The sequence below is a fragment of the Pseudomonas sp. 10-1B genome (assembly GCF_000935045.1).
GTDB lineage: Bacteria > Pseudomonadota > Gammaproteobacteria > Pseudomonadales > Pseudomonadaceae > Aquipseudomonas.
In genome coordinates, this window is record NZ_JYKS01000017.1 from 1 (window position 1) to 14,533 (window position 14,533).

Sequence of the window (14,533 nt, forward strand, 5' to 3'; positions counted from 1 at the left end):
TGCCTGGGCTGGCCTCATCGCCGGCAAGCCAGCTCCCACAGGTACTGCACAGGGCTTGAGGCCTATGCGGTCGAGGTGGGAGCTGGCTTGCCGGCGATTGGCCCTAACAGGCAACTACACGTACCGCAGCCTGCACTCACCGCTGCGACTTCTACAGGGCTTCGCCTGACGGCCCTCCATCCAATGCCTGCAGGGCCTGGCGCGCATGGCCGCCTTCCAGATAGCGCCCTATCAGCAACGCCAGCTGCCCGCCATTCAAGGCCTTGCCATCCACGCTCCAGCGCCCCAACGCCAGGGTCACCTGCCGGGTCCGCGTATCGAACTTGGCATCGGGCTCCCAGAACCTGCGCTTGTGGAACATCGGTAACGGCGCATCCTCGGCCAGTTGCAACACCACCGCCAGGCCCGGCGAAACTTTGACCTGGTATTGATCGAAGCAATGCAGCGCGATCGGCTCCGAGGCATTGGCAAAGCGCACCGTGTCCCGCGTCAGCACCAGCGCGGGGGTGGCCGCACGCTTGATGAAGCGCCAGCCGAACACGCCCAGCATGACCCCGGTGCCGGCAATGGCCACGGCCAGCACGCGGAAGAAGGTGATCAGCCCAGGCTTGGCGCCGTGCACGTCCACGCCCAGGAGCAGCCACGCCGCCGCGACCATGCAGCCGAGCGCCACCACCAGCAGAAACCGACCGCGCAACTGTGCACCCTCGCGCACGATACTTTCGCTCGGCACCGCGTGGGCACGTTCTTCCAGCTCGCGGCGGATGTCCTCGCGCTGGCGCGCCAGGAAGTCGCCGAGGGCCGTCGTCAGCATGCCGGACAACCCCGGTACGTCCGGGACATCCTCGGCCAGGCGGGCCAGCGCCTGATCGACCAGCACCGGCCGCAGCGCCTGGCCATGCCGCGCATCCTCGGCGGACATGCCCAGCGCCTGGATGCGCTGCAAGGTCGGTGGGTGGGTATCGGTGGGGTGGGGCAGTTCATCCGCCAGCTCGGCGTCCGGCAGGACGATAGGCTGCTGCGCCAGGTGCGTCAGCACCGAGCCCAGCAAGTCTTGCGGCCACAGTGCCGGCTGGTCGCACAGGTGCCGGTGGTGTTCATCGATCAACGGCTCCAGCGCACTGATCCGTACCAGCGAATCGACCACCGCCTGTGGCCCGTCGATCCGTGCGCCTGCGGCATCGGCCAGCAGTTCGCGCTCGCGGCTCCAGTGGCTGACGGCATGGTCGAAGCGCTGCATCGAATACACCGCCAGCGCGTAGGCCGGCAGGGTCAGCAAGCCACGCAGAAAGCCTGCTTCCATATGCTCGCCAAGCACCCCGATGCTGCGCCACACCCCTTGGTAGATGGGGGCGAAACGCATGCTGTAGGCGGTGTCCTCGCCCGAGAAATGGGCCAGCTCATGTGCGATCACCGCATCGCTTTCTCGGCGGCTGAGCACCGCCAGCAACGGCAAGGGCAGGTACAAGGTGCGCCCCTGCAGGCGACGCTCGCCCGGCTGCAGCAGGACCTCGGCCGAGGTCACGTAAAAGCCTTCGAGGCAGCCGACCACGATGTTGTCCGGCTCCAGTGCATCGAGCCGTCGCGCCAGCGAGCGCACCCGGGCCCACAAGGCAGGCGCCTGCTGCTCGGTCAGCGGCGTGCCGAAAACGTCGTGGGGTTCGGGCTTGAACAGCTGCAGCATGGTTTTCAGCTGCCCAGGCAGGCGGTACAACGGCCAGAGCATCGCCAGCATCAGCAGGCCCACCAATAGCTGCAGCTTGAGCACCCCGGCCGAAGTTTGTTTCAGGGCGAACAGCCAGAGCGCCTCGTAGGCGATTTCCAGCACGGCGGTCAGGGTCAGCAGCACCATCAGCGCGGCCAGCGCCAGCGGCAACAACTGCCGCACCCGGTGGAACAACCGCACCAGTCGGGCCCGCGAGGCCAGTGCGGCCTTGCCGGCCCAGTGCAGGGTCACCAGGGCAGCGACGCCCAGCAGCGTGAGCACCGCCGCCAAGGGCAGCGACCACTGCGCCAGCACGGAACCGATGCGGGCGAAGGTCAGCTCACGCTCGGTCTCGTTCAGGCGCAGCACCGCCATGCTGTTGGCCATGTAGGGGTCGACCGAGCGCCCGTTGAACTGCACGTCGCGGTGGTCGCGCACGCGCTGCATCTCTTCCACCTGGGCGATGAAGACGTGCAGTTGGCCGCGATCCTCCAGCAGCAGGGTGCGGTGCTCATCGGCGCGCTGGCCCTGCCAGAGGGCCATGGCCCATAGCAGCAGTGGCAGCAGCACCAGCCGCCAGGCAAGAATGCGCGTGTCGCGCGAGGTCATATCAGGCTCTCCATGCCAATGCTCGAGGGCGCTCATCCTAACCGACAGGAGAGTGCTTCGAAAGCGCGGCCCGACTCAGTCGCGCTTGACCAGCCCCGGCAACTGCGCCACCAGCTTCTGGTTGTTGAACGGCGCCCGAATGAACCCCCGCTGACGCCCATCCGGCCCGATAACTGCCAGGTTGCCGCTGTGATCCACGGTATACCCCGGCTTGCTGGTATCCGCTGGAATGAACGGAATGCTCAAGGCATTGGCCAGCTTCTGGGTATCCTCGATCGACCCCGCCACCCCGACAAAGTCCTTGTCGAAATAGCCCAGGTACTGCTTCAGCTGGTTCGGCGTGTCGCGGTTCGGGTCCACACTCACCAGCACCACCTGCAGCCGATCCAAGGCCTCCTTGGGCAGCTCGCTCTTCACCTGGCGCAGTTGGGCCAGGGTGGTCGGGCAGATGTCCGGGCAGTAGGTGTAGCCAAAGAACAGCAGCGACCATTTGCCCTTCAGGTCATCCAGCTGCACGGGTTGGCTGTCCTGGTCGGTCATGGTCACGTCGGCCACGGCGCGGCTCTGCGGCAGCAGGATGATGCCGGCATCGATCAGCTCGGCCGGGTTGAGCTGGTCGCGGCCATTGAGCACCTTGTTGACGGTCAGGCCCAGGATCAACGCGACCAGGGCGACGAGGATGAAGACGGTTTTCTGGGTTCGGGTCATAGGTTCAGCAACAGGTAGTGGTCAAGGAGCAACGCGATGAACAGCGCGAACAGGTAGCCGATAGAGTACTTGAAGGTGCCGATCGCCGCGTGCGGCCGGCTGCCACGGTACAACACCCAGGCCCATCGCAGGAAGCGCAGGCCCAGCACCAGGGCACAGGCCAGGTACAACGGGCCGCTCATGTGGATGGCATACGGCAACAGGCTCACCGCCAGCAAAACCAGGCTGTACAGCAGGATGTGCAGCTTGGTGTAGCGCTCGCCGTGGGTCACCGGCAGCATCGGGATATCGGCCTTGGCATACTCCTCCTTGCGGTGGATGGCCAAGGCCCAGAAGTGCGGTGGGGTCCAGGCGAAGATGATCAGCACCAGCAGCAAAGGCTCGGCACTGACGTGGCCGCTTACCGCAACCCAGCCAAGCAGTGGCGGTGCGGCGCCGGCCAGGCCGCCGATGACGATGTTCTGCGGCGTGGCTCGCTTGAGAAAGCCGGTGTAGAGCACCGCATAGCCAAGCAGCGAGGCCAGGGTCAGCCAGGCGGTGAGGGCGTTGGTGAACACTAGCAACAGGGCCATGCCCAACAACGCCAGGGCCAAGGCGAACAGCAGGGCCGCTAGTGGCTCGACCCGGCCCTGGGCCAGCGGGCGCTTGTGGGTACGCGCCATCAACGCATCGATGCGCCGGTCCACCACATGGTTGACCACCGCCGCAGCGCCGGCGCACAAGCCAATACCCAGGTTGCCGAACAGCAGCACGCCCCAGCTGACACCCGCACGGGTGGCCAGGAACATGCCCGCCAGCGAGGTGATCAGCATCAGCACCACCACCTTGGGCTTGGTCAGCTCCAGGTAATCACGCCAACTGGCCCGTCGTACGCTCAGAAGCGTCGCCACGAATCGTTCCTCATGTGATGGGAGACGCCGACACCAGCCACCGGCCGCAGGCGCCAGCCGTGGCCGACACCCACGCGTACCTTGTCGACCACACGGATGCGATAGTTCACCAGCACCATGCTCAACAGCAGCAGCGCGCCACCGGCGTTGTGCGCCACGGCCACGGCCAACGGCAGGTGGAACAGCACGTTGCTGATGCCCAGGCCGACCTGCACCGCCAGCGCCAGCAGCACCAGCCGCGCCAGGCCGGGCAGACCGCAGCGGTGCAGCTTCCAGCTGAGCATCAGCAACACACCGGTCACCAGCAGCGCACCCAGGCGGTGGCTGATGTGGATGGCCGTACGTGCATCGCTGTCCAGTTGCCCCCCCAGGTAGTTGGGGCCGACGTGCTGGGTCAGGTGGAAGCCGTTGCTGAAGTCCGCCGCCGGCCACCACTGGCCGTGGCAGGTGGGCAGGTCGATACAGGCCACGGCCGCGTAGTTGGCGCTGACCCAACCACCCAGGGCGATCTGGCCGATCACCACCAGCAAGGCCAGTGCGGCGATCCGGCGCAGGCTCAGCGGCAGTTTTGGCAAGGGCGCAAAGGCGCGGGATAGACGCAGGGACAACAGGAACAGCAGGCTCAGGGTAGTGAAGCCACCGAGTAGATGCGCGGTGACCACCTGCGGCCACAGCTTCAGGGTGACCGTCCACATGCCAAAGGCCGCCTGGGCTAGCACCACGCCCAGCAACAGCACGGGCAAGCGATAAGGCTGGCCATCGCGGGCATGCCGGCGCACCGCCTGCAAGGCGAGCAGGGCGATCACCACGGCCAGGGTACCGGCGAAGTAGCGATGGACCATCTCGGCCCAGCCCTTGGCTGCTTCCACCGGGTGCTCAGGGAAGTGCAGTTCGGCATGGGCCAGCTGCGCTTCGCTCTTGGGCACGCTGATGAAGCCATAACAGCCCGGCCAGTCGGGGCAGCCGAGGCCGGCGTGGGTCAGGCGGGTATAGGCACCGAGCAGGACGACTAGCAGTGCCAGCAGGGTGGCGAACACAGCGAGGCGAAATCCGGGTCTGGCCATGGCAGGCTCCTAGCCGATGTTGGACAGCTTGAGCAGGTGGCGCAGGTCGTCCAGCACGTGCTTGCCGGTGACCTTGCCGTCGTAGCGCAGCACCAGGTTGCCGTGCGGGTCGACGATCCACAGCTGCGGGCCGGGCTCACCGACCTTCTCCAGGTAGCGTTGCGCATCCAGCGGGTAGCGTTGCAGTTGCGGATACTCGCGGCCGAGCAGCGCCTGGTAGTCCGCGCTCAGCGGTTGGGCGACGGCCAGCGCATGGCTGGCACGGCTGGCATCGCGGCCCAGGCCGACCTGGATCTGCCGAGCCAGGTACACCAGGCGTTGACAGTCCTCGGCACAAGCCTCGGGCGCGCTCACCAGTAACTGCCAGTGCTGGTCCTGCCCAGCCACGCCGATATCGGCACGGCTCTCACCATTGCCGATCATCGCACCGTGGTAGCTGCGGCCTTCCGGCACCCAGAACTTGAGCTTGTACATGCTGGTGGCCAGGAGCATCGGCCCGAGCACCACCAGCAGGATCAGGATCAGTTGCAAACGCCCGCGGGCTCTGGGTTTGCTACGTTCAGGCACTTCCAGTGGAGTGGCGGTGGCCATGGCGTTTCTCCTTGTTGTGGTGCCAGCCGAAGTAGAGGTAAAGCAGTACCAAAGCGGTCGCCAGGGCAAACCACTGCACGGCGTACCCCAGGTGTTTTTCCGGGCCCATGGCGACGACCGGCCAGTCCAGGCGGTAGGTCGCCGGGCCGGGTTCCAGGCGCAATTCATGGGCGAAACCTTCGCGGTCGAGCTGTTGCCAGAGCTGCGCGGCATCAATGGCAGTGAGCAGGTGGGGCCATTGGCCGCCGACCGGGTCAGGGTGCAACTGGAAGGGACTGCCCGGCGCGACATACACCGAAGCGTCCAGCGCCAGCGGCTGGGCAGGGGTATCGAATTGCACCGGCACCCGGCGGTCTGGCCAAGGCAGCCAACCGCGATTGACCAGCAGCCACAGGCCACTGGGCTGATCATGGAACGGTTGCAACAGCTCGACCCCGGCCTGCCCATCGCGCATGCGGTTGTCCAGCAGCAGGCTGTGCTCGGCGTCGAAACGGCCATACAGGTGCAGGCGGCGGAAGGCATTGTCCTGGTTCGCGGCCAGCTGGGTCGTGGCCAGGGGCGCCTCGATCCGCCGCTCGGCGTAGGTGGCCAGCAGTACGCGCTTTTCCTCGGCACGGCCGAGTTGCCAGCAGCCAAGCGCGATCAGCCCCGGCAGCAGCGCAAGCACCACCAGGGTCGGTACCCAGCCCGGGCGAAACGGCCTCATCGGAGCCTCGCCAGGTCAGTCGCTATACTTATCCACATCACCGCATCCCCCCGGAGTATCGCCATGCTCAAGGCCGCGATTGTCCTGATGCTGTTGGCCACGATTGCCAGCCTGTTCAGTGGCCTGGTATTTCTGGTCAAGGACGATGAAAGCTCGACCCGTCTGCTGAAAGCGCTGACCGTGCGGGTGACCCTGGCAGCCCTGACCATCGGCCTGGTCGCCTGGGGCTTCATCAGCGGTCAGCTGGTTTCACATGCCCCTTTCTGAATCTTCATTTGCTTTGATGGCCTCATCGCCGGCAAGCCAGCTCCCACAGGTACAGCGCCAGCGTCAGGCCTTGTGAAATCCCTGTGGGAGCTGGCTTGCCGGCGATGAGGCCCTAGAGCACATACACAAAGATGAACAGCCCCACCCACACCACATCGACGAAGTGCCAATACCAGCTGGCCGCCTCGAAGCCGAAGTGTTTCTCCGGGTTGAAGTGCCCGCGCAAAATGCGCACGAACATCACGATCAGGATGATCGTGCCCAAGGTCACGTGGGCACCGTGGAAGCCGGTAAGCATGAAGAAGGTCGCGCCATAGATCCCCGACCCCAGCGTCAGCCCCAGCTTGGTATAGGCCTCGTGGTACTCGAAGGCCTGCAAGGCGATGAAGCTGACGCCCAGCAGGATGGTCAGCGCCATCCAGAATTTAAGCGGCCCACGGTGGTCACGACGCAGCGCATGGTGGGCAATGGTGATGGTCACGCTGGAACTGACCAGCAGGATGGTGTTGATCAGCGGCAGGTGCCACGGGTCGATCACTTCCTTGGGCGGCGGGAACAGTTTCGGGTCGGGTGTGTGCAGCAGGGGCCAGGTGAACTCGAATGTAGGCCACAGCATGTGTGCGACCCCTTTGGCGCCTTCGCCACCCAGCCACGGCCCGGCCAGCACCCGCACGTAGAACAGCGCGCCAAAGAACGCCAGGAAGAACATCACCTCGGAGAAGATGAACCAACTCATGCCCCAGCGGAACGAGCGGTCCAGCTGCGCGCTATACAACCCGGCGCGGCTCTCCTTCACCACCGCGCCAAACCAGCCGAACAGCATATAGGCGAGGAACAGCGCGCCGATGAAGAAGATCAGCGGCCCATGCGACTCCGGGTGGCCGGCCTTCATGTCGTTGAACCAGGTACCCAGGCCGAACACCGTGATGAACATGCCGATGGTGGCGATGATCGGCCACTTGCTCTGCGCCGGGACGTAGTAGTGCTCATGACTTGCCATTGCTGTTCTCCTTCCCTTAACGGGCGCCCTGGACGTCCTGGGCCGCGACATGCGCGACCGGCGGGTGGCGAGCGGTGATGTCGAACAAGGTGTAGGCCAGTGTCAGGTGCTTCACGCTGGCCGGCAGGTCACGGTCGACGATGAAGCGCACCGGCATCTCGATGCGTTCGCCAGGCTGCAGTACCTGCTGGGTAAAACAGAAGCACTCGGTCTTGTGAAAGTACGCCGCGGCCTCGGCCGGGGTGATGCTGGGGATGGCTTGCGCACTCATCGGCCGGTCGGTCGGGTTGTGGGCGATGAAGATCATCTGGTTCACCGCCCCCGGGTTGACCTCCAGCTGGTCGGCGGTGGAGTAGAAGTCCCAGACCATGTCGCTGGCGTTGGTCGACATGAACTGCACCCGCACCGATCGCGTCGGGTCGCTGACCTGGCTGCCCTGGTACTGCCCGCCGGTCTTGCCATTGATGCCGAAGGCCTTGCACATCACGTCGTAGATCGGCACCAGGGCGAAGCCGAAGGCGAACATCACCACCGTCAGCATCAGCAGGCGCGTTACCAGGCGTTTCAGCGACAGGCCGTTCATGGCAGGTTACCTATTTCACTTCCGGTGGCGTCTGGAAGGTGTGGTAGGGCGCAGGCGACGGGATCGACCACTCCAGGCCCTCGGCACCATCCCAGGGTTTGGCCGGTGCCGGCGCGCCGCCGCGGATGCACTTGATGACGATGAACAGGAAGAAGATCTGCGTGGCGCCGAACATGAAGGCACCGATCGACGACACCATGTTGAAGTCGGCAAACTGCAGGTTGTAGTCGGGGATCCGCCGGGGCATGCCGGCCAGGCCCACGAAGTGCATGGGGAAGAAGGCCATGTTCATGCCGATGAACGACAGCCAGAAGTGCAGCTTGCCAAGGGTTTCGTCGTACATGTGGCCGGTCCATTTCGGCAGCCAGTAGTAGGCCGAGGCAAAGATGCCGAAGATCGCCCCGGGCACCAGCACGTAGTGGAAATGCGCCACCACGAAGTAGGTGTCGTGGTACTGGAAGTCCGCCGGGGCGATGGCCAGCATCAACCCGCTGAAACCACCGATGGTGAACAGGATGACGAAGGCGATGGCGAACAGCATCGGCGTCTCGAAGGTGAGCGAGCCCTCCCACATGGTGCTGACCCAGTTGAACACCTTCACCCCGGTGGGCACGGCGATGAGCATGGTGGCGTACATGAAGAACAGCTCGCCGACCACCGGGATGCCGACCACGAACATGTGGTGGGCCCAGACGATGAACGACAGGAAGGCAATGGCGCCGGTGGCGTACACCATGGAGGTATAGCCAAACAGCGGCTTGCGCGAGAACGCCGGGATGATCGAACTGACCGCGCCGAAGGCCGGCAGGATCATGATGTACACCTCGGGGTGGCCGAAGAACCAGAACACATGCTGGAACAGCACCGGGTCACCGCCGCCGGCGGCACTGAAGAAGCTGGTACCGAAGTGGATGTCCATCAGCATCATGGTCACCACACCAGCCAACACCGGCATCACCGCAATCAGCAGGAACGCGGTGATCAGCCAGGTCCAGACGAACAACGGCATTTTCATCAGGGTCATGCCCGGCGCACGCAGGTTGAGGATGGTGGCGATCACGTTGATCGCGCCCATGATCGAGCTGATGCCCATCAGGTGGATGGCGAAGATGAAGAAGGTGACACTGGCCGGCGCATAGGTGGTGGACAGCGGGGCGTAGAAGGTCCAGCCGAAGTTGGGCCCGCCGCCGGGGCTGAACAGGGTCGAGACCAGCAGCAGGAAGGCTGCCGGCAGCAACCAGAAGCTGAAGTTGTTCATCCGTGGCAGGGCCATGTCAGGCGCGCCGATCATCAGCGGGATCATCCAGTTGGCCAGGCCGACGAAGGCCGGCATCACCGCGCCGAACACCATGATCAGGCCATGCATGGTGGTCATCTGGTTGAAGAACTCCGGCTGGACGATCTGCAGGCCGGGCTGGAACAACTCGGCGCGGATCACCATGGCGAACGAGCCGCCGAGCAGGAACATGATGAAGCTGAACCACAGGTACATCGTGCCGATGTCCTTGTGGTTGGTGGTCAGCACCCAGCGCATCAGGCCCTTGGCCGGGCCGTGGGCATGGTCATGGCCGTGGGCGTGGTCGTCGATCACTGCACTCATGTCCTGTCTCCTGCAATCCATTGATTGCCGCGAGTAACCCGGTTCATTGCGCTTCTGCCTGCTTCAGCGCCAGCACATCCTTCGGCGTGACCATGTCACCCTTGTTGTTGCCCCAGGCGTTGCGCTCGTAGGTGACCACGGCGGCGATGTCGACTTCCGACAGCTGCTTGCCGAACGCTGCCATGGCGGTGCCCGGCTTGCCGTGGTAGACGATGCCCAGGTGGTCTTCCTTCGGCCCGGTGGCGATCTTCGAGCCTTTGAGCGCCGGGAACATCGGCGGCAGGCCCTGGCCCTCGGCCTGGTGACAGGCCACGCAGGTGGTGTGGTAGACCTTGTCGCCACGCTCCACCAGCTCTTCCAGAGTCCACTCCTTGCTGGTCAGCTCCTTGAGCTTGGCGGCTTCAGCCTTGCGCTCGTCCAGCCAGGTGTCGTAGTCGGCCTTGGACTTGACCTCGACCACCACCGGCATGAAGCCGTGGTCCTTGCCGCACAGTTCGGTGCACTGGCCACGGTAGATGCCGGGCTTTTCGATACGGGTCCAGGCTTCGTTGACGAAGCCGGGGATGGCGTCGCGCTTGACCGCGAAGGCCGGCACCCACCAGGAATGGATGACGTCGGCGGCAGTCACCAGGAAGCGCACCTTGGCGCCCACCGGCAGCACCAGCGGCTGGTCGACTTCGAGCAGGTAGTGCTCGTCCTTGGGTGCCTTGTTGTGGATCTGCTCGGCGGGGGTGGCCAGGTTGCTGAAGAACTCCACGTCCTGGCCCAGGTATTTGTAGTGCCATTTCCACTGGTAGCCAGTGACCTGGATATCGATGTCCGACTCGCTGGCATCGTAGATATCGATCAGGGTCTTGGTGGCCGGGATGGCCATGGCCACCAGGATCAGGAAAGGAACCACGGTCCAGAGGATTTCCACCCAGGTGTGCTCGTGGAAATGCGCGGCCTGCTGGCCGGTGGAACGGCGGTGGATGACCATCGACCAGAACATCGCGCCAAATACAACTATGCCGATGACCACGCAAATCCAGAAGATGGTCATGTGCAGGTCGAAGACGGCGTTGGAGACTTCCGTCGCCCCTGGGTGCATGTTCACGGTCCAGGCGGCGTTGGCCTGACCAAAAACTGACCACAACAGCAGGCCCATCCAGACATGTGGATGTCGCATCATTGCGGGTTCCCCTTCTCGTTCTTGTTGTCCCGGAGGCGTGGCCTGCGGCAAGAGGAACGGCGGTCAAGACTGCCTGGCTTCGACGACCGAGCCCCTGCTAAAAGCAGTCGGGCCTCATCAACGAATCACGTTCACCGGGAGTATAGACAGCGACCAACGGCACGCAATGAAGCCTGTGAAATGAACTTCACCAAATGGCTGAAGGCCCTGAAAACCGCGCGCTTGACCGGGTGTGGCGCAATAATGGCACTTCGATATATCTGCGCATGCACACGTTTGCGTGGCTTATAACAAATACGTCTTAGGTATTCTGTATACCGAGCTAATTTAGTGTCTTCCGTTTGAAACGTAATGTCCCTGGAGTTGTCATGAACATCGCTGCTGTACGCGAGCAGGTAAGCCAAGCCCATCAACACGAAGGCCAGACTGGCCAATTGAAACAGCGTCTCGAGCTGCAACTGCCCCACCTGCACCCCTCGATCCAACTGCCTGAGCAGGACGCCCAGGGTACTTTGGCGCGCTTCGTCAGCGCCTACATCGATCAGGTTCCGGAATTGCTGGAGGCCGCGCACGAGGTCGCCCGCGAAGCCGGCATCGAATCGCAGATCAAGCCGGTACTGAAGATCGCCGAGGCCTACTTCCTGCAGCCGCCTAGCGTGATGCAAGGGCATGTAGGCCTGGACTGCCTGCTGGATGAGGCCTACCTGGCGCACCGCCTGGTGGAGGAGGTGAACGACCTGTACATCCGTCATTTCCAGCAGCCACTGATCCCGGTCGACACCACCGTCGCCAACCTGATTGCCCACCAGTTGATTGGCGAAGAGTTTGCCAACCAGCTGGATGAAGTGGTGCATCACTCGGTCGATGAAATGCTCAATGACGAAAGCTTTGCGGTGGAATCGGTGGAGGCTTACCGCGAAAAGCTGAGCAGCCCGGAAACCGGCGCCGCCTGGAAGCGCTGGCCGTGCCTGTCGCGGCAGCTGGGTGTGGAGCTGAGCCAGCCGGCCTGATACTCCTGTCCCCGCCTCTTCGCGGGCAAGCCCGCTCCTACAGGTACAACACAGGTTTCAAAGCCTGCGCAGTACCTGTAGGAGCGGGCTTGCCCGCGAAGAGGCCGGTTCAGGCCATACAACATTCGATTTCAGGCCCCAACCCCCGCCGTGGTCCGCATCCGCCCCTCGATCCGCCGCTTCAAGCGCCGCTGCTCGATCAGCAACCGCGCCCCATTGACCGAGTTGCTGCGCCCCCAGTCCTCCAGCAGCTCCAAGCACGAGTGGTCGATATAGCTCAGGTTGCCCAACGGCACATGCAATGTGGTCCCCGCCGGCACGGTATCCAGCACCTGGGTCAGCGCCGGCACCTTGAGGAAGGTGGCCGCACCGCTAAGCCGCAGCTCCATATGCCCAGCCTTCTCCAGGCTGACCAGGTTGATCCTCAGCCGCGCCGCCTTGAACGCCAGCTTCAGCACGGTCAGGGCAAAGCCCAGCAGCACGCCGGTCAGCAGGTCGGTGAAGATGATCGCCAGCGCCGTCGCCGCGTAGGTGAACATCGGCATGCGGCCATAGCGGCCCAGGCCACGAAATGCCTTGAAATCGACCAGCTTGACCCCGGTGAATACCAGCACACCGGCCAGGCTCGCCACCGGGATCTGCTGCAGCACGCTGCTCAACGCCACCACGAACGCCAACAGCCACAGGCCATGGAAGATCGCCGAGGCGCGGGTCTGCGCACCCGCCTGCACATTGGCCGAACTGCGCACGATCACCCCAGTCATTGGCAATGCGCCCAGTACTCCACACAACATGTTGCCGATGCCCTGGGCCGACAGCTCACGATCGAAGTCCGAGCGCTGGCCGCTGTGCATGCGGTCGACCGCCGCGGCCGACAACAAGGTTTCGGCGCTGGCGATGAAAGCCAGGGCAAAGGCGGCGACCAACAGGGCAGGGTCGGCCAGTTGCATCAGGTCGTCCGGGCGGATCCAGTCGATGGCCTCGGACAGGTCTGCCGGCACCTGCACCCGGTTCACCGGCAGGGCCAGCCACAGGCTGATGGCAGTCATGGCCGCCACGCCCAGCAGGGCGCCGGGGATGAAACGTAGCCGTTGTGGCCGCAGGCACTCCCAGCCCCACATGATGGCGATGGTGCCCAGGCCCAGCGCACCGGCCTGCCAACCCGAGCCTGCGCTTTCCAGCGGCAGCGCCGCGGCCACGGTCGCGGGAAACGCCAGCAGGTTTTGCATGCCGGAAGGCTGCGGCGCGGTGTCGAACAGCACATGCACCTGCGACAGCACGATCAGCACGCCAATCCCTGCCAGCATGCCGTACACCACCGCCGGCGCGGTGACACGGAACCAGCAGCCCAGGCGCAGGCGCCCCGCCAGCAACTGCAAAAGCCCCGCCAGCAGCAGGATCGGCCCGAGCATCGCCATGCCATGGTGGCGCACCAGCTCGAACACCAGTACCGCCAGGCCGGCCGCCGGACCACTGACCTGCAGCGGCGAACCGGCAAGGAAACCCACGACAACGCCGCCGATAATGCCGGTAATCAGGCCTTTGGCCGGTGGCATGCCCGAGGCGATCGCAATACCCATGCACAACGGCAGGGCCACCAGGAAGACCACTACCGACGCCAGCAACTCACGCGGCAGGGCCGCTTTCAACTGTGTAATGTTCACCGTGTTTCTCCTTTCTCTGTCACACGGCCATTCCCCTGGCCGTGGGCACGTTGGCCCCTGACGAGCGCGCAGGCGCGGGCCGCCAGCGGGCGGGCCGGCAGGGCAGTCAGGGAATTCAAGGCAGCCGAAGGCCGCGCCACACCCCTGCAGGGTGCAGCCGGCTATCAAGGTTCTAGCGGTGGATGGGTCGCTTAGTAGCGGCCTCTCGGTGTAGCGCAGGGGACCGGCTCGCCAGCAGCCAGGGGCAGGAAGCTGTCGCTGGCGGCGTCATAGGCTTCGATCTTGCTGGTCTCGATGTCGTAGACCCAGCCATGGATGTACAGCTCACCGGCTGCCAGGCGCGAAGCAACCGAAGGGTGAGTACGCAGGTGGTGCAGTTGGGCAATGACGTTTTCCTTGGTCAGCACCTGCATGGTTTCGTGCTCGCTGCCGCACGAACAGTTGTTCTCGACCACGGTGCGGGCCACTTCGGCGTGGCGCAACCAGGCGGAGACGGTCGGCATCTTGGTCAGCGATTGCGGGTTGAGCACCGCACGCATGGCGCCGCAGTCGGAGTGGCCGCACACGATGATGTGGTGCACGCCCAGTGCCAGCACCGCGTATTCGATGGCGCTGGAAACGCCGCCGTTCATCTGCCCATAAGGCGGTACCACGTTGCCCACGTTACGGGTCACGAACAGATCGCCTGGCGAGCTTTGGGTGATCAGTTCGGGGACGATGCGCGAGTCGGCGCAGGTGATGAACATGGCGCGTGGCGTTTGCGCAGTGGCGAGCTTCTTGAACAGCTCTTGCTGCTCGGGGAAGACGTCATGGTGAAAGCGCAGGAAGCCGTCGACGATGTGCTTAAGGGCGGCATCGGCGCTCTCGGCGGGTACATCCGGAACGACCTTGGATGGGTCCTTGACGGGCATGATTCATCCTCTTGACGGTGTGTAGGTAAATCCATTTTACCGGTGAAAGATTCT

General features: G+C 64.2%; 14 protein-coding genes. 2 read left to right on the plus strand and 12 right to left on the minus strand.

What is annotated here, in order from left to right:
• Positions 1–151 precede the first annotated feature (151 nt).
• The 6 genes from TZ03_RS11870 to TZ03_RS11895 all read right to left on the minus strand — a co-directional run bounded on the left by TZ03_RS11870 (position 152) and on the right by TZ03_RS11895 (position 6,273).
• The gene (locus tag TZ03_RS11870) at positions 152–2,314 is read right to left on the minus strand and encodes a M48 family metallopeptidase (RefSeq protein WP_051097797.1); all 2,163 of its coding nucleotides are present in this window, start codon (positions 2,312–2,314) and stop codon (positions 152–154) included.
• A gap of 75 nt (positions 2,315–2,389) precedes the next feature.
• On the minus strand, positions 2,390–3,022 hold the full coding sequence (locus tag TZ03_RS11875) for an SCO family protein (RefSeq protein WP_051097798.1): 633 nt from the start codon (positions 3,020–3,022) through the stop codon (positions 2,390–2,392).
• On the minus strand, positions 3,019–3,912 hold the full coding sequence (cyoE, locus tag TZ03_RS11880) for a heme o synthase (RefSeq protein ID WP_051097799.1): 894 nt from the start codon (positions 3,910–3,912) through the stop codon (positions 3,019–3,021). Before cyoE ends, TZ03_RS11875 begins: the two co-directional genes overlap by 4 nt.
• On the minus strand, positions 3,897–4,976 hold the full coding sequence (locus TZ03_RS11885; RefSeq protein ID WP_051097800.1) for a COX15/CtaA family protein: 1,080 nt from the start codon (positions 4,974–4,976) through the stop codon (positions 3,897–3,899). The genes cyoE and TZ03_RS11885 overlap by 16 nt, the downstream gene beginning before the upstream one ends.
• A gap of 9 nt (positions 4,977–4,985) precedes the next feature.
• A complete protein-coding gene (locus tag TZ03_RS11890; RefSeq protein ID WP_051097801.1) occupies positions 4,986–5,567 on the minus strand; it encodes a hypothetical protein in 582 nt (193 codons plus the stop codon).
• The gene (locus TZ03_RS11895; protein WP_051097802.1) at positions 5,536–6,273 is read right to left on the minus strand and encodes an SURF1 family protein; all 738 of its coding nucleotides are present in this window, start codon (positions 6,271–6,273) and stop codon (positions 5,536–5,538) included. Before TZ03_RS11895 ends, TZ03_RS11890 begins: the two co-directional genes overlap by 32 nt.
• 63 nt (positions 6,274–6,336) lie before the next feature.
• Here TZ03_RS11895 and TZ03_RS11900 point away from each other — a divergent pair, with 63 nt between their 5' ends.
• A complete protein-coding gene (locus TZ03_RS11900) occupies positions 6,337–6,540 on the plus strand; it encodes a twin transmembrane helix small protein (protein ID WP_025337210.1) in 204 nt (67 codons plus the stop codon).
• 112 nt (positions 6,541–6,652) lie between these two features.
• Here TZ03_RS11900 and TZ03_RS11905 read toward each other — a convergent pair whose 3' ends face one another.
• The 4 genes from TZ03_RS11905 to coxB are packed head-to-tail and all read right to left on the minus strand — an operon-like array spanning position 6,653 to position 10,894.
• Positions 6,653–7,540, minus strand: a complete 888-nt coding sequence (locus TZ03_RS11905) for a cytochrome c oxidase subunit 3 (RefSeq protein WP_051097803.1) — start codon at positions 7,538–7,540, stop codon at positions 6,653–6,655.
• Positions 7,541–7,556: 16 nt separating this feature from the next.
• The gene (locus tag TZ03_RS11910; RefSeq protein ID WP_051097804.1) at positions 7,557–8,123 is read right to left on the minus strand and encodes a cytochrome c oxidase assembly protein; all 567 of its coding nucleotides are present in this window, start codon (positions 8,121–8,123) and stop codon (positions 7,557–7,559) included.
• A 10-nt stretch (positions 8,124–8,133) separates the two neighbouring features.
• Positions 8,134–9,723: a cytochrome c oxidase subunit I gene (ctaD, locus tag TZ03_RS11915; RefSeq protein ID WP_013970300.1), complete on the minus strand. Its 1,590-nt coding sequence runs from the start codon at positions 9,721–9,723 to the stop codon at positions 8,134–8,136.
• 43 nt (positions 9,724–9,766) lie between these two features.
• Positions 9,767–10,894: a cytochrome c oxidase subunit II gene (gene coxB, locus TZ03_RS11920; RefSeq protein WP_051097805.1), complete on the minus strand. Its 1,128-nt coding sequence runs from the start codon at positions 10,892–10,894 to the stop codon at positions 9,767–9,769.
• Between the two features lie 368 nt (positions 10,895–11,262).
• Here coxB and TZ03_RS11925 point away from each other — a divergent pair, with 368 nt between their 5' ends.
• Positions 11,263–11,904 carry a hypothetical protein gene (locus TZ03_RS11925; RefSeq protein WP_051097806.1) on the plus strand — a complete coding sequence of 214 codons (642 nt, stop codon included), beginning with the start codon at positions 11,263–11,265 and terminating at the stop codon, positions 11,902–11,904.
• Positions 11,905–12,035: 131 nt separating this feature from the next.
• Here the strand turns inward: TZ03_RS11925 and TZ03_RS11930 are convergent, their stop codons facing one another.
• Together TZ03_RS11930 and TZ03_RS11935 are read right to left on the minus strand one after the other, a co-directional pair.
• On the minus strand, positions 12,036–13,568 hold the full coding sequence (locus TZ03_RS11930; protein ID WP_051097807.1) for a SulP family inorganic anion transporter: 1,533 nt from the start codon (positions 13,566–13,568) through the stop codon (positions 12,036–12,038).
• 191 nt (positions 13,569–13,759) lie between these two features.
• The gene (locus tag TZ03_RS11935; RefSeq protein ID WP_027591999.1) at positions 13,760–14,479 is read right to left on the minus strand and encodes a carbonic anhydrase; all 720 of its coding nucleotides are present in this window, start codon (positions 14,477–14,479) and stop codon (positions 13,760–13,762) included.
• Positions 14,480–14,533 lie beyond the last annotated feature (54 nt).

Excerpts from the sequence above, each read along its gene's own strand:
- TZ03_RS11885 (WP_051097800.1), bottom strand. The coding sequence starts at position 4,976 with ATGGCCAGACCCGGATTTCGCCTCGCTGTGTTCGCCACCCTGCTGGCA.
- TZ03_RS11900 (WP_025337210.1), top strand. The coding sequence starts at position 6,337 with ATGCTCAAGGCCGCGATTGTCCTGATGCTGTTGGCCACGATTGCCAGC.
- TZ03_RS11875 (WP_051097798.1), bottom strand. The coding sequence starts at position 3,022 with ATGACCCGAACCCAGAAAACCGTCTTCATCCTCGTCGCCCTGGTCGCG.
- TZ03_RS11895 (WP_051097802.1), bottom strand. The coding sequence starts at position 6,273 with ATGAGGCCGTTTCGCCCGGGCTGGGTACCGACCCTGGTGGTGCTTGCG.
- ctaD (WP_013970300.1), bottom strand. The coding sequence starts at position 9,723 with ATGAGTGCAGTGATCGACGACCACGCCCACGGCCATGACCATGCCCAC.
- TZ03_RS11925 (WP_051097806.1), top strand. The coding sequence starts at position 11,263 with ATGAACATCGCTGCTGTACGCGAGCAGGTAAGCCAAGCCCATCAACAC.
- coxB (WP_051097805.1), bottom strand. The coding sequence starts at position 10,894 with ATGATGCGACATCCACATGTCTGGATGGGCCTGCTGTTGTGGTCAGTT.
- TZ03_RS11935 (WP_027591999.1), bottom strand. The coding sequence starts at position 14,479 with ATGCCCGTCAAGGACCCATCCAAGGTCGTTCCGGATGTACCCGCCGAG.
- TZ03_RS11890 (WP_051097801.1), bottom strand. The coding sequence starts at position 5,567 with ATGGCCACCGCCACTCCACTGGAAGTGCCTGAACGTAGCAAACCCAGA.
- TZ03_RS11910 (WP_051097804.1), bottom strand. The coding sequence starts at position 8,123 with ATGAACGGCCTGTCGCTGAAACGCCTGGTAACGCGCCTGCTGATGCTG.
- TZ03_RS11870 (WP_051097797.1), bottom strand. The coding sequence starts at position 2,314 with ATGACCTCGCGCGACACGCGCATTCTTGCCTGGCGGCTGGTGCTGCTG.
- TZ03_RS11905 (WP_051097803.1), bottom strand. The coding sequence starts at position 7,540 with ATGGCAAGTCATGAGCACTACTACGTCCCGGCGCAGAGCAAGTGGCCG.